Below are 13,796 nucleotides of genomic sequence, written 5' to 3' on the forward strand. Positions count from 1 at the left end.
CGATGGATTCGCAACGCAATCTCTTTCTCATCGCTTTTCTGTTCGTGTCTTTTATGATCTGGCAAGCCTGGCAGACGGACCACGCTCCGCAGCCACAGCAAACCCAGACCACGCAAAACACAAACAGCGCAGCGGGTGATGCCGCCACTTCCGGCGTGCCGGCTAGCGGACAGGGCAAAACGATCACCGTTAAGACAGATGTCCTGTCACTCAACATCAATACGCGTGGTGGCGATATTGAGCAGGCTCAGCTGCTGACTTACCCGGACAAACTGGGTTCAGATGCACCGTTCCAGCTGCTTGAAACTACACCGGCCTTCGTTTATCAGGCGCAGAGTGGCTTAACTGGCCGCAACGGCCCGGATAACCCGAACAATGGCGCACGTCCGCTGTATACCACTTCGCAAGATAGCTTCGTGATGGCAGATGGCCAGAGCGAACTGCGCGTACCGTTGACCTGGACCGGTGAAAACGGCGTGGTTTACACCAAGACTTTCGTCTTCAAGCGCGGTGAGTATGCGGTAAACGTTGACTACAACATCAACAACACCACTCAGCAGCCGCTGGAAGTGTCGATGTTTGGTCAGTTGAAGCAGACCATCGAGGTGCCTAAGCACCGCGATACCGGCAGCAACAACTTTGCTCTGCACACCTTCCGTGGCGCAGCGTACTCAACCAGCGATGCGAAATACGAAAAATATAAATTCGACACCATCGCGGATAACGAGAACCTGAACACCACCACCAGCAATGGTTGGGTGGCGATGCTGCAGCAGTACTTTGCTACCGCCTGGGTGCCGCGCACGCAGGGTAATAACACGCTGTACACCACTAACCTCGGCAATGGCGTCGCAGCAATTGGCTACAAATCTGCTCCTGTGACCGTTGGCGCAGGCGCACAGCAAGATCTCGGCGCAACGCTGTGGGTAGGCCCGGAAATTCAGGACCAGATGGCAGCCATCGCGGCTCACCTGGATCTGACCGTGGATTACGGCTGGTTGTGGTTCATCTCGCAGCCGCTGTTTAAGCTGCTGAAGTTCATCCACAGCTTTATCGGTAACTGGGGCTTCTCCATTATCGTTATCACCTTCATCGTGCGTGGCATCATGTACCCGCTGACCAAAGCGCAGTACACCTCGATGGCGAAGATGCGTATGCTGCAGCCAAAGATTCAGGCGATGCGTGAACGTCTGGGCGATGATAAGCAGAAACAGAGCCAGGAAATGATGGCGCTGTATAAAGCGGAGAAAGTGAACCCGCTGGGCGGCTGTCTGCCACTGGTTATCCAGATGCCAATCTTCCTGGCCTTGTACTACATGCTGTCAGGCTCGGTTGAACTGCGTCATGCGCCGTTTATTCTGTGGATTCATGACCTGTCAGCGCAGGATCCGTACTACATTCTGCCGATCATCATGGGTATCACCATGTTCTTCATTCAGAAGATGTCACCGACCACCGTGACCGATCCGATGCAGCAGAAGATCATGACCTACATGCCGGTGATCTTCACCGTGTTCTTCCTGTGGTTCCCATCAGGTCTGGTGCTGTACTACATCGTCAGCAACCTGGTGACCATTCTCCAGCAGCAGCTGATTTATCGCGGCCTGGAAAAACGTGGTCTGCATAGCCGCGACAAGAAGAAAGCGTAACGCCTGACTGCGACCAGCTGCAGCGTATAATCAAAGGGCGACATTTATGTCGCCCTATTTTTATTTATTAATACCCTAAAAGTTTAAGGTGGAATCATGAGCCACAGCGACACTATCGTTGCCCAGGCGACGCCTCCCGGCCGTGGCGGCGTTGGCATTCTGCGTATCTCCGGCGGCAAAGCCGCTGAGGTAGCGCAAGCCGTGCTCGGCAAGCTGCCAAAGCCGCGCTATGCCGACTATCTGCCCTTTACCGACGCCGATGGCAGCGTGCTGGATCAGGGCATTGCGCTGTGGTTTCCTGGCCCGAACTCCTTCACCGGTGAAGATGTGCTGGAACTGCAAGGCCACGGCGGCCCGGTGATTCTCGACCTGCTGCTCAAGCGCATCGTGGCGCTGCCCGGCTTACGCATTGCACAACCGGGTGAATTCTCCGAACGCGCCTTCCTTAACGACAAGTTCGATTTGGCGCAAGCCGAAGCGATTGCCGATCTGATCGATGCCAGCTCAGAGCAAGCCGCCCGCTCGGCGGTAAACTCGCTGCAGGGCGCGTTTTCCCTGCGCATCAACGCACTTGTGGAAGCACTTACTCACCTGCGCATCTATGTGGAAGCGGCCATCGACTTCCCGGATGAGGAGATCGATTTCCTTTCCGACGGCAAAATTGAAGCACAGCTCAATGTGGTGATCGGCGACCTCAACGGCGTGCGTGCCGAAGCGCGTCAGGGCAGCCTGCTACGTGAAGGGATGAAAGTGGTGATTGCCGGTCGTCCCAATGCCGGAAAATCGAGCCTGCTGAATGCCTTAGCCGGACGCGAAGCGGCGATTGTTACTGATATCGCTGGCACCACGCGCGACGTCCTGCGCGAGCACATCCATATTGACGGCATGCCGCTGCACATCATCGATACTGCCGGTTTACGTGAAGCCAGCGACGAGGTCGAGCGCATTGGTATTGAACGCGCGTGGCAGGAGATCGAGCAGGCCGACCGCGTGCTGTTTATGGTCGATGGCACCACCACCGACGCGACTGAAGCCGCCGCCATCTGGCCAGATTTTGTTGCCCGTTTGCCGGAAGCGCTGCCAATTACCGTGGTGCGTAACAAAGCGGATATGACCGGCGAAGAGCTGGGCCTCACTGAAGTGAACGGTCACTCACTGATTCGTCTCTCGGCGCGCACCGGGGAAGGTGTGGAAGCGCTGCGCGATCACCTGAAACAGAGCATGGGATTTGCCGGCAATATGGAAGGCGGATTTCTCGCACGCCGCCGCCATCTGCAAGCACTGGAGTTAGCCGCAACGCACTTGCAGCAGGGCAAGCATCAGCTGTTAGGCGCGTGGGCCGGCGAATTACTGGCAGAAGAGTTACGTTTAGCGCAGCAAGCGCTGAGCGAAATCACCGGTGAATTCACCTCAGACGATTTGCTGGGCAGAATCTTCTCCAGTTTCTGTATTGGTAAGTAATGGCCTGCGGCGTTCTCATGTCGGGTGCGCATTCATGCGCATCTGGCGCCCGGTAGACATGCGTCTTTGTTATTTGGCTCTCCCACGCCTTTGCAGTATAACGATCATTGCCCGGCGAACAGGTCCTGCTGGGTACATTCATTATTCATGCTAAATATTGGGCGCAAGTTGCTGCCTGAACAGGAGAGAAACATGAGTACAACGCTCGACAGCGTGGCGCTGAACACGCTGTTCATTGAAGCCCGCACCCACAGCTATTGGCAGGACAAACCGGTTTCTCGGGAGGTGCTGGAGCAGCTCTATCACCTGACCGCGCTGGGCCCAACCTCGGCTAACTGCTCGCCGGGCCGTTTTGTGTTTGTGACCTCGCAGCAAGGCAAAGAGAAGCTGAAACCCGCGCTTTCCTCCGGCAACGTCGACAAAACCATGTCCGCTCCGGTAACGGTGATCGTGGCGTGGGATCCTGAGTTCTACGAAGCGCTGCCGAAGCTGTTCCCGCATGGTGATGCGCGCAGCTGGTTTACCAGCAGCCCGGATCTGGCGAAAGAGACCGCGTTCCGTAACAGCAGCTTGCAGGCAGGTTATTTGATTCTGGCCGCGCGTTCGCTGGGCCTGGATGCCGGCCCGATGTCCGGTTTCGATCCGACAAAAGTGAACGACGCCTTCTTTAGCGAGAGCAAATGGCAGGTGAACTTACTGATCAATCTCGGCTATGGCGAAGCCAGCAAACTGCACGCGCGTCTGCCGCGTCTCGGCTTTGATGAAGCCAGCACCTTTGCCTGATTGAGAAAAGGCGTCGGGCTTAGCCCACGACGCCCGTTTCAAGCGGTTATCCCAGTGAATGGAAGCCGCTGTTGAAGTAGATCATCGGCTCTGCAGCTTCACCTGGCAGAGCAATGCCCACGATACGCGCCAGCAGCACGCTGTGCGTGTTCCACTCCACTACCTTCTCCAGCTGGCAATCAAAACTCACCAGCGCATCAGCCAGAATCGGCGCGCCGGTATTCAGCGTCTGCCACGTACCGTTTTGAAAACGCTCGGCGCGGCGTGAGGATTGGCTGAACTGGGCACATAAGTCGTCATGCTGCTCACGCAGCACGTTCACGGCAAAATGGCCGGCTGCGATAAAAGCATCATGACTGGACGCGCTACGATTCACGCACACCAGCAGGCTGGGTGGCTCAGCCGCAAGCGAACTGACCGACGTGGCAATCAGCCCCAGCTTTTCGCCCTGAAATTCGGTGGTAACCAGAGAAACACCCGCGGTTAAGCGACGCATGCCGTGACGAAACTCATCAAGCGAGATCGATTCCTGGCGAGAAATAGCGGTATCTGACATAAAAAACTCCGACGTGCCTGTTTTAACCATGCGCACAATGGGCAGATGAATGAAGAGTTAGCGCACTTTGATGTGCTGTTTTACTGCCCAAATCCTACACCACATCACACAGTTAGGCACTCAATCCGGCAGGTTTCTGCAAAAGCGTTCTATGCAAAGTTGCCAAATGGGATTGCCGCATGGCTTCGTCCTTATCTGAAATATCGCCTATTCCATCTTAAGCCGGATGCAAACCCATGAGAAAATTCTTACAATAGCACTGATGATTATTCGACCATTTTCATGGAGCGACAGATGGCTAGTCATTTTGTACGTTGGATAGGTAATCCGCCCTTTTCTTCTGAGAACATGCGGGTGCCACAAGAAGTAATCAACAGCGCTCAGCGCTTCGCTGACAAGCGTCGCGGACGCTTTCTCGCCGCACGCGAACTGCTGGCTCAGCTGATGTTACGCGTCTACGGTATCCGCGAACTCCCCGCGCTAACGACCAGCAGCAGCGGACGTCCCTGTTTTGCCGATGCCAACCTGCCCGATTTCAGCATCTCCTACGCCGGAAACACTATCGGTGTGCTGCTGGCCGAAGAAGGCGGCCGCGCCGGACTGGATATGGAAATTGTGCGCGCACACAGTCGCCAAACACAGGATATGCTGACACAGGATCTCTCCTCCGGCGAAAAAGCATGGATTAACGCGCAGCAGGATTTCATGGAAGCGCTGACGCAAATCTGGACGCTGCGCCAAAGCATTCTCAAGCTCACCGGCGAAACCGATAGCGGTATTGATTCACTGCGTTTGCATCCTGCGGCCGGTCGGCTGCGTTCCACCGTGTTCCCCGATATTCAGGCGGTGTGTGATGCTGAGCCCACGCTGGTGTGGTCGTGCGCGCTGTCGCCCGGCACCGAACGCTTACATCTGTGGGAGATTGATGGCGCGCAGCAGTGGCAAGCACTGCGCGATGTCGAGATGAGTAAACCCAATATAGGGCCGCATACGCTGCGCCTGACCAGTTTGGTCACGCCGCATGAGATGGGACATCCGTAAAAAAGGCCGCATCAGCGGCCTTTACTGTTTAGTGGGCATCGATAAAGACGATTTTCAGCACGAACAGTAGCGCGACCACCACCACGCACGGGCTGATTTCACGCCAGCGGCCGGTTCCCAACTTCATCACGCAGTAAGAGATAAAGCCCAGCGCGATACCTTCCGTGATCGAGAAGCTGAACGGCATCATCGCCGCAGTAACAAACGCTGGCACCGCTTCGGTGAGATCGTCCCACTGCACGCGTGACAGCGACGCCGTCATCAATACGCCAACGTAAATCAGCGCACCCGCCGCCGCATAAGAGGGCACCATCGCCGCCAGCGGTGACAGGAACATCACCAGCAGGAACAGAATCCCGGTGATCACCGCCATCAAGCCGGTACGACCGCCGATCGCCACACCGGACGAACTTTCAATGTAGGCGGTTACCGATGAGGTACCAATCAGCGAACCGGTCACCGAACTGATGCTATCGACGTACAGCGCCTGCTTCATGCGCGGGAAAGTACCTTTCTCGTCAGTCAGCCCGGCTTTATCGGTCACGCCAATCAGCGTGCCGGAGGAGTCGAACAGATTCACCAGCATAAAGGAGAAGATCACCCCGGCCATGCCGATGTTGAACGCGCCTTTGATATCAACCTGGCCCACAACAGAAGTGATCGCTGGCGGAGCGGCGAACACGCCGCTGAATTTCACATCGCCAATGATCAAGCCCAGCGCGGTCGTCACCACAATCGACACCAGCACCGCCGCATGGATATTGCGGGAAGCCAGAATTGCGATGATGAAGAAACCCAGCGCCCCAAGCAGCACGCTGTGCGAGGTCAGATTACCCACAGCTACAATGGTATCGGCGTTTGGCACGATAATTCCGGCGTTTTTCAGCCCCATCATGGCGATAAACAGACCAATACCGGCAGTGATGCCAACACGCAGGCTGAGCGGAATGTTGGCAATCATCCAGTAACGCACGCGCAGCAGTGTGAGGATCAGCAGACCCAGCGCGCCCCAGAAAATCGCGCCCATACCAATCTGCCACGAGTATCCCATGGCCCCGACCACCACAAAGGCGAAGAAGGCGTTCAGGCCCATCGCCGGTGCCAGTGCTACCGGCAAATTCGCCACCAGCCCCATCAGAATACTGCCGAACGCGGCAATCAAGCAGGTAGTAACAAACACTGCCTGCGTATCCATGCCCGCTACACCGAGAATTTGCGGGTTAACGAAAACGATGTACACCATCGTCAGGAAAGTCGTGCAACCGGCAATCACTTCGGTACGCACGGTGGTTCCGTGTTCCTGCAGTTTGAAGATGCGCTGCAAAAGGCCCTGATTAGTCATTCCACTGTTCCGCTAAAAAATTTATCGCCGCGTATCCTATAGAGTTTAGCGCGGCAAAACACTGATTTTTCGCAACCGGTTGCTCAGGGTCGCTTTCTACGCTCAGTGCGCTAGAGTGTCAGCTTATTGTTTAACAAAAGGATGATGTGCGATGCCGGTGGAATGTATTTTTTTTGATTGCGACGGCACGCTGGTCGACAGCGAAGTGATCTGTACGCAAGCTTACGTCAACACCTTTGCCCGCTACGGTATTGAACGCTCTCTGCAGCAGATGTTTGAGCAGTACAAAGGGGTGAAACTCTACGACATCATCCGCGATGTGGCGGCCGAACATCAGGTTGAGTTACCACTCGAAGAGGTGGAAACCGCCTATCGCGCCGAAGTGGCGAGATTGTTTGATCTCGATTTGAAGCCGATTGCCGGTGCCAAAGCGCTGGTGGAGCGCGTGAAAGTACCAATGTGTGTGGTTTCAAACGGCACGGTGAAGAAGATGCAGCATTCGCTGGGATTGACCGGCATGCTGCCGTATCTCGATGGCAAGCTGTACAGCGGGTATGACATTAACCACTGGAAGCCGGATCCGGAACTGATGTATCACGCCGCCGAGCAGATGCAGGTGCCGATTGAGAAGTGCATTCTGGTGGATGATTCCGAAGCGGGCGCGCGTGCCGGGATCGCGGCCGGGATTCCGGTGTTTTACTACTGCGCCGATGCGCACAATCCCGAACTCGATCATCCGCTGGTGACGCGCTTTGATGATATGGCGCAGTTGCCGGATTTGTGGCGCGCGCGTGGCTGGGATTTGGTGGGGTAGTGCTCGTTTTCCCCCTCCTCGGTTCGTGCTGGCTGTCCCCCATCCCGGCCTTCCCCCATGAATGGGGGAAGGAGATGCTGCCACATGCAACTCCCAACCCACATATTGCAGCATCTTCCTCCCCCATTCATGGGGGAGGACCGAGGAGGGGGACAGCCAGCACAATCCAAATCAGCCAATCGCCCCTAACGAATCCTCGTTGCTCTGCTTCTTCGGTAGCAGGAACAGCGTGGCGGCGATATCCAGCAGATAAATCAGCGCCAGCAGCGTGATCGCCGCGGTGAAAGAGATATTGGTCGCCAGCAGGCCAATCACCAATGGACCAAATCCGCCCACGCCACGCCCCAAATTAAACAACACGTTCTGCGCTGTTGCGCGCGCCTGCGGTGGGAAAGTATCGGAAATCAGCGCGCCGTAGCCGCCGATCATGCCGTTCACAAACATCCCCATCAGCGCGCCGGTAAACAGCATCACCGTAGGATCACGCAGCTGAGCATACACCACCACCATCACCACCGCGCCGAACTGATACAGCAGGAAGATTTTCCAGCGCGCGAAGCGATCGGCCAGCACACCAAACAGCCAGATGCCGAACGTCATGCCCACCACCGTCACCGCGGTCCACAGGCCAGATTTGGTCAGGCTGAAACCGAAGCTGGACGACAGATAGCTCGGCATCCAGATCATCAATCCGTAGTAACCAAAGTTCTGCACCGAGCAGAGAATGAAAATCCCCAGGCTGGCTTTGCTGGTGGCACGATCGGCAAACAGCAATTTAAGACGTGCGCCAAACGAGAGCTGCGGCGTTTTCTCCACGTGGCGGGTAAAGCTCTCCGGCTCGCCCATGCTGCGGCGAATCACAAAGGAGACCAGCGCCGGCAGCAAACCGACGAGGAACATGCCGCGCCAGCCAATCACGCTCAGCAGCGGCGGCGTGATAAAGGCCGCCAGCAGCACACCGAGCTGCCAGCCAATGCCCACCCACGCCGAGGCGCGGTTGCGCTTCTCTTTCGGCCAGGCTTCGGCAATCAGCGCCATGCCGATGCCGAACTCTCCGCCCAATCCCACGCCCGCCAGCGTGCGGTACACCAGCAGATCCCAATAACCCTGCGCCACAGCGCACAAGCCAGTGAATACCGAGAACACCAGAATAGTGACGGTAAGGATACGGATGCGACCATAGCGATCGCTGAGATGGCCAAACACGATGCCGCCGATCACCGCGCCGATCAGCGTCCAGGTGACCAGCGAACCGGCCTGAGAAGGATCGAGCGCCAGCGAGACGCTGATCGCCGGCAGCATAAAACCAAGAATCAGCAGATCAAATCCGTCCATCGCGTAGCCGCTGATAGCAGCCACCATGGCTTTCGCCGGTGTAATGGCTTGTTTTTTAGGAGTTGGGGAAGACATGTAACAGCACCTGGCAGAAAAAAGTGCGCCAAGTATAAAGAGAGGGAATCGCCGAGAACAGACAGAATTTAAGCAGGCGGCCCGTTAGCCACAGTGGCAACGGGCCGCCGACGCATCAATCAAGAGGGTTTATTGCTGCCGTCATCGCCCGACAGCAGTTCATCCAGCTTGTCGCCGCCCACATGACGGAAATCCTGACCTTTAACGAAATAGAAGATAATTTCGCAAATGTTCTGGCAGCGATCGCCGATACGCTCGATGGCGCGGGCGCAGAACAGCGCTGTCAGCACGCTTGGGATAGTGCGCGGATCTTCCATCATGTAGGTCATCAGCTGACGCACGATGCCTTCGTACTCTTTATCCACCTTCTTATCTTCGCGGTAAATTTTGATGGCTTCGTTGAGATCCATGCGCGCGAACGCATCCAGCACGTCGTGCAGCATCTGCACAGTGTGATGACCAAGCGCTTCAAGGCTCACCAGTAGCGGCAGATGCTGCTGGCTGAACTTCTCCAGCGCAGTGCGGCTGATTTTTTCTGCCACGTCGCCAATGCGTTCCAGCTCAGAAATGGTCTTGATGATCGCCATTACCAGGCGCAAATCGCTGGCGGTCGGTTGGCGTTTGGCGATGATGCGCACGCAGGCTTCATCAATCTCCACTTCCATCATGTTGACCTTCTGGTCGCCGTCGATGACGTGACGCGCCAGCTCGCCATCCTGGTTGTGCATCGCGGTGATGGCGTCCATCAGCTGCTTCTCAACCATGCCGCCCATGATCATCACTTGCGTGCGAATGTGCTCCAGCTCCGCGTTGAACTGACCGGAGATGTGTTTGTTCAGATTTAAATTATCCATGTGCGTCTCCTGAATCAGCCGTAACGACCGGTGATGTAATCTTCGGTCTGCTTCTTTGCGGGCTTAGTGAACAAGGTATCGGTATCGCTGAACTCAATCAGCTCGCCCAGATACATAAAAGCGGTGTGGTCAGAACAACGCGCAGCCTGCTGCATGTTGTGAGTCACGATCACCACAGTGTAATCCTGCTTCAGTTCGGTGATCAGCTCTTCAATACGACCGGTTGAGATCGGATCCAGCGCGGAGCAAGGCTCATCCAGCAACAGCACTTCCGGGCGAATCGCGATGCCGCGGGCGATGCACAAACGCTGCTGCTGACCGCCGGAAAGACTGTAACCGCTCTGATGCAGCTTGTCTTTGGTTTCATTCCACAGCGCGGCTTTGGTCAGCGCCCATTGTACGCGCTCATCCATATCGGCACGCGACAGCTTCTCAAACAGCCGCACGCCGAAGGCGATGTTGTCATAAATCGACATCGGGAATGGCGTCGGCTTCTGGAACACCATACCGACGCGGGCGCGCAGCAGGGCGATATCCTGATTGGAAGCCAGAATGTTATCGCCATCCAGCAGGATGTCACCTTCAGCACGCTGCTCCGGATAGAGCGAGTACATTTTGTTGAAGGTGCGCAGCAAAGTGGATTTACCGCAGCCTGATGGGCCGATAAACGCGGTCACCTGGTTTTTGGTGATATCCAGATTGATGTTTTTCAGCGCGTGAAACTTACCGTAATAGAAGTTCAGATTACGGACCTGAATTTTACCGGCTGATGAAGTCACGTTACTCATTCTCGTCTCTCATAAGCAGCGCCGCCGAAGCCGCGCCGGGAAATTAGTGTTTGCCCTTGGCGAAAACCACACGCGCCACAATGTTTAGCAGCAGCACGCACACGGTAATAATCAGCACACCCGCCCACGCCAGGCTTTGCCACTCGGCAAACGGGCTCATGGCGAATTTAAAGATGGTGACCGGCAGGTTAGCGATCGGCTGCATCATGTCGGTGCTCCAGAACTGGTTCGACAGCGCAGTAAACAGCAGCGGTGCGGTTTCACCGGCGATACGCGCCACGGCCAACAGCACACCGGTGATGATGCCGGAAACCGAGGCTTTCAGCGTAATCGCCGAAATCATCTTCCACTTCGGCGTACCCAGCGCATAAGCCGCTTCACGCATGCTGTCGGGTACCAGACGCAGCATATTTTCGGAGGTACGAATCACAATCGGGATTTGCAGCAGCGCCAGCGCTACTACGCCCGCCCAACCGGAGAAGTGCTGCATCTGCGATACCACAATGGTGTAAACAAACAGCCCCACCACAATCGACGGTGCTGACAGCAGAATGTCGTTGATGAAGCGAATCACTTCCGCCAGCCAGTGTTTACGGCCATATTCCGCCAGATAAATCCCAGCCATGATGCCGAGCGGCGTTCCGATGATCGTTGACCAGAAAATCAGTAAACCGCTGCCGAGTAAGGCATTGGCTAAACCACCGCCTGCGGTGTTGGGCGGCGGTGTCGATTCGGTAAACAGCTCCCAGCTCAACCCATCAACGCCGCGCGTAACAGTGGTGAACAGAATCCACACCAGCCAGAACAGACCGAATGCCATGGTCATCAGCGACAGCGTCAGGGCAATTTTGTTTTTGGTACTGCGCCATGCCTGCATTTTGCGGCGCGAGGCTTCCAGCTCAGCGCGAGCCTGAACTTCAATAGCGGTCATGAACGGGCTCCTTCACTCTTCGCCAGACGCAGGATCATCAGTTTGGAGATCGCCAGCACGATAAAGGTAATCACGAACAGAATCAGACCCAGCTCCATCAGAGCCGCAACATGGACACCGGATTCCGCTTCGGCGAATTCGTTGGCCAGCGCGGAGGTGATGCTGTTGCCCGGCATAAACAGCGAGGCGCTGTCGAGCTGGTAGGTGTTACCGATGATAAAGGTCACCGCCATGGTTTCACCCAACGCGCGGCCCAGGCCAAGCATCACGCCGCCGATCACGCCATTTTTGGTGAACGGCAGCACGATGCGCCAGATCACTTCCCACGTGGTGCAGCCGATACCGTAAGCCGACTCTTTCATCATCACCGGCGTTTGTTCAAATACGTCGCGCATCACCGAGGCGATGTACGGGATGATCATGATGGCGAGAATCACGCCCGCCGCCAGAATACCGATACCGAATGCCGGGCCAGAGAATAGCGTGCCGACAATCGGGATATTCGCCATCACGTTGCCAACCGGCGTCTGGAAATATTCGGCGAACAGCGGCGCGAAAACAAACAGGCCCCACATGCCGTACACGATGCTGGGGATCGCCGCCAGCAGCTCAATGGCGGTGCCCAACGGGCGACGCAGCCAGCCTGGCGCCAGTTCGGTCAGGAACAGCGCGATGCCGAAGCTCACCGGCACGGCAATGATCAAGGCAATAATCGAGGTGACGAGGGTGCCGTAAATCGGTACCAGCGCACCAAATTGTTCGTTTGGCGCATCCCAGGTTTTGTTCCACAGGAAAGAGAAACCAAATTTTTGGATGCTTGGCCAGGAGGAGAAAATCAGGGAGACGATAATGCCGCCCATCAACAGCAACACGATAAGCGCGGATAGCTTCACCAGCGCGCCGAAAATCATGTCGCCTTGTTTACCGGGGGCTTTGAACGTCGGCTTAGTGGCAGCCATAGAATTCTCTGTTCTCAGGGGGATGTCAGGGCGGCACGCAGGCCGCCCATTGGGGTTGGCCAACCGTCTCGGCTGGCCGGGTCAATCTGTTACTGGTACAGCGCTTTACCGGAGCTATCTTTGATGTTCGCTTTCCACGCTGCACGAATCTGGTTAGCTACGCTTTCTGGCAGCGCGGCGTAATCCAGGTCGGTTGCGGTTTTGCTGCCACCTTTGTATGCCCAGTCGAAGAACTTCAGCACTTCGCTACCTTTCTCCGCATTCGCCTGATCTTTGTAAATCAGGATGAAGGTGGTTGAGGTGATCGGCCATGCATCGTTGCCTTTCTGGAAGGTCAGATCCTGAGCAAAGGTTTTGCTCCAGTCTGCGCCTTTCGCGGCGTTAGCAAAGCTCTCTTCGCTTGGTGCAACCGCTTTACCGTCGGCATCAACCAGTTTGGTGTAGGTCAGGTTGTTCTGCTTGGCGTAAGCGTATTCCACATAGCCAATTGAACCCGGCAGACGCTGTACAAAAGCGGCCACGCCGTCGTTACCTTTACCGCCCAGACCGGTTGGCCAGTTAACGGTGTTACCTTTACCAATTTTGCTGTTCCACTCTTCGTTCACTTTTGCCAGGTAGCTGGTGAAGACGAAGGAAGTACCGGAACCGTCAGCGCGGCGAACCACGTTGATGTTGGAATCTGGCAGTTTCACGCCTGGGTTCAGTTTAGTGATCGCCGGGTCATTCCACTTTTTGATGGTGCCGAGGTAGATGTCGCCCACGGTTTTACCGTCAAGAGTCAGTTCACCGGATTTCACACCTGGGATGTTAACCGCCAGCACCACACCACCAATGACGGTAGGGAACTGGAACAGGCCGTTTTTCTGCAGATCTTCTTCTTTCATTGGCGCATCAGACGCACCGAAATCGACGGTTTTCGCGATGATTTGCTTCACGCCGCCGGAAGAACCAATACCCTGATAGTTGATTTTGCTACCGGTGGCTTGCTGGTACTCGGCTGCCCACTTGGCATAAACCGGCGCCGGGAATGTCCCGCCTGCGCCCGTCAGATCGGTGGCTGCAAAAGCAGAAACCGCGCTTACTGCGAAGGTGGCGGCGAGGATTCGGGCTACGGTGCTACGCATCAGTGTCATGTTCCCTCCAGGGGATTCAAAAAAATCAGGCTCAATGCCTTTTTAGTAGGAGTCAGTGATTGCTGCTGGAGGGAA

Annotated in this window: 13 protein-coding genes; 5 read left to right on the plus strand and 8 right to left on the minus strand. The window is 56.0% G+C overall.

The genetic code is table 11. From position 1 onward, the window contains the following. Nucleotides 1-2 precede the first annotated feature (2 nt). The 3 genes from yidC to ACFQW4_RS18625 all read left to right on the plus strand — a co-directional run bounded on the left by yidC (nucleotide 3) and on the right by ACFQW4_RS18625 (nucleotide 3,893). Complete coding sequence (gene yidC, locus ACFQW4_RS18615; protein ID WP_377726571.1) at nucleotides 3-1,649, plus strand: membrane protein insertase YidC; 1,647 nt, start codon at nucleotides 3-5, stop codon at nucleotides 1,647-1,649. Nucleotides 1,650-1,745: 96 nt separating this feature from the next. Continuing rightward, on the plus strand, nucleotides 1,746-3,110 hold the full coding sequence (mnmE, locus tag ACFQW4_RS18620) for a tRNA uridine-5-carboxymethylaminomethyl(34) synthesis GTPase MnmE (RefSeq protein ID WP_377726573.1): 1,365 nt from the start codon (nucleotides 1,746-1,748) through the stop codon (nucleotides 3,108-3,110). A 192-nt stretch (nucleotides 3,111-3,302) separates the two neighbouring features. Then, entirely contained in the window at nucleotides 3,303-3,893 is a 591-nt protein-coding gene (locus ACFQW4_RS18625) for a malonic semialdehyde reductase (RefSeq protein WP_222235016.1), read from the plus strand. A 46-nt stretch (nucleotides 3,894-3,939) separates the two neighbouring features. On the opposite strand, the gene ACFQW4_RS18630 is transcribed toward ACFQW4_RS18625, so the two are convergent. Then, entirely contained in the window at nucleotides 3,940-4,449 is a 510-nt protein-coding gene (locus ACFQW4_RS18630) for a flavin reductase family protein (RefSeq protein WP_101763900.1), read from the minus strand. A 294-nt stretch (nucleotides 4,450-4,743) separates the two neighbouring features. Between ACFQW4_RS18630 and ACFQW4_RS18635 the strand changes: the two genes are divergently transcribed. Continuing rightward, nucleotides 4,744-5,490, plus strand: coding sequence for a 4'-phosphopantetheinyl transferase superfamily protein (locus ACFQW4_RS18635; protein WP_110868240.1), 747 nt, complete (start codon nucleotides 4,744-4,746; stop codon nucleotides 5,488-5,490). 28 nt (nucleotides 5,491-5,518) lie between these two features. Here ACFQW4_RS18635 and ACFQW4_RS18640 read toward each other — a convergent pair whose 3' ends face one another. Continuing rightward, the gene (locus tag ACFQW4_RS18640; protein ID WP_101763902.1) at nucleotides 5,519-6,832 is read right to left on the minus strand and encodes an NCS2 family permease; all 1,314 of its coding nucleotides are present in this window, start codon (nucleotides 6,830-6,832) and stop codon (nucleotides 5,519-5,521) included. 151 nt (nucleotides 6,833-6,983) lie between these two features. Here ACFQW4_RS18640 and yieH point away from each other — a divergent pair, with 151 nt between their 5' ends. Continuing rightward, the gene (gene yieH, locus ACFQW4_RS18645; protein WP_377726577.1) at nucleotides 6,984-7,646 is read left to right on the plus strand and encodes a 6-phosphogluconate phosphatase; all 663 of its coding nucleotides are present in this window, start codon (nucleotides 6,984-6,986) and stop codon (nucleotides 7,644-7,646) included. Between the two features lie 171 nt (nucleotides 7,647-7,817). Here the strand turns inward: yieH and ACFQW4_RS18650 are convergent, their stop codons facing one another. The 6 genes from ACFQW4_RS18650 to pstS all read right to left on the minus strand — a co-directional run bounded on the left by ACFQW4_RS18650 (nucleotide 7,818) and on the right by pstS (nucleotide 13,721). After that, the gene (locus ACFQW4_RS18650) at nucleotides 7,818-9,056 is read right to left on the minus strand and encodes an MFS transporter (RefSeq protein WP_101763904.1); all 1,239 of its coding nucleotides are present in this window, start codon (nucleotides 9,054-9,056) and stop codon (nucleotides 7,818-7,820) included. 119 nt (nucleotides 9,057-9,175) lie between these two features. Continuing rightward, nucleotides 9,176-9,910: a phosphate signaling complex protein PhoU gene (gene phoU / locus ACFQW4_RS18655; RefSeq protein WP_007893583.1), complete on the minus strand. Its 735-nt coding sequence runs from the start codon at nucleotides 9,908-9,910 to the stop codon at nucleotides 9,176-9,178. Nucleotides 9,911-9,924: 14 nt separating this feature from the next. Continuing rightward, nucleotides 9,925-10,698 carry a phosphate ABC transporter ATP-binding protein PstB gene (gene pstB, locus ACFQW4_RS18660; RefSeq protein WP_101763905.1) on the minus strand — a complete coding sequence of 258 codons (774 nt, stop codon included), beginning with the start codon at nucleotides 10,696-10,698 and terminating at the stop codon, nucleotides 9,925-9,927. Between the two features lie 43 nt (nucleotides 10,699-10,741). Next, nucleotides 10,742-11,629, minus strand: a complete 888-nt coding sequence (pstA, locus tag ACFQW4_RS18665) for a phosphate ABC transporter permease PstA (protein WP_101763906.1) — start codon at nucleotides 11,627-11,629, stop codon at nucleotides 10,742-10,744. Continuing rightward, nucleotides 11,626-12,588, minus strand: a complete 963-nt coding sequence (gene pstC, locus ACFQW4_RS18670) for a phosphate ABC transporter permease PstC (protein WP_101763907.1) — start codon at nucleotides 12,586-12,588, stop codon at nucleotides 11,626-11,628. The genes pstA and pstC overlap by 4 nt, the downstream gene beginning before the upstream one ends. Nucleotides 12,589-12,677: 89 nt before the next feature. Next, nucleotides 12,678-13,721, minus strand: a complete 1,044-nt coding sequence (pstS, locus tag ACFQW4_RS18675; RefSeq protein ID WP_049852409.1) for a phosphate ABC transporter substrate-binding protein PstS — start codon at nucleotides 13,719-13,721, stop codon at nucleotides 12,678-12,680. Nucleotides 13,722-13,796 lie beyond the last annotated feature (75 nt).

Origin of the sequence: Pantoea sp. GCM10028869 (genome assembly GCF_042666835.1) — a bacterium.
Taxonomy (GTDB): domain Bacteria; phylum Pseudomonadota; class Gammaproteobacteria; order Enterobacterales; family Enterobacteriaceae; genus Pantoea; species Pantoea leporis.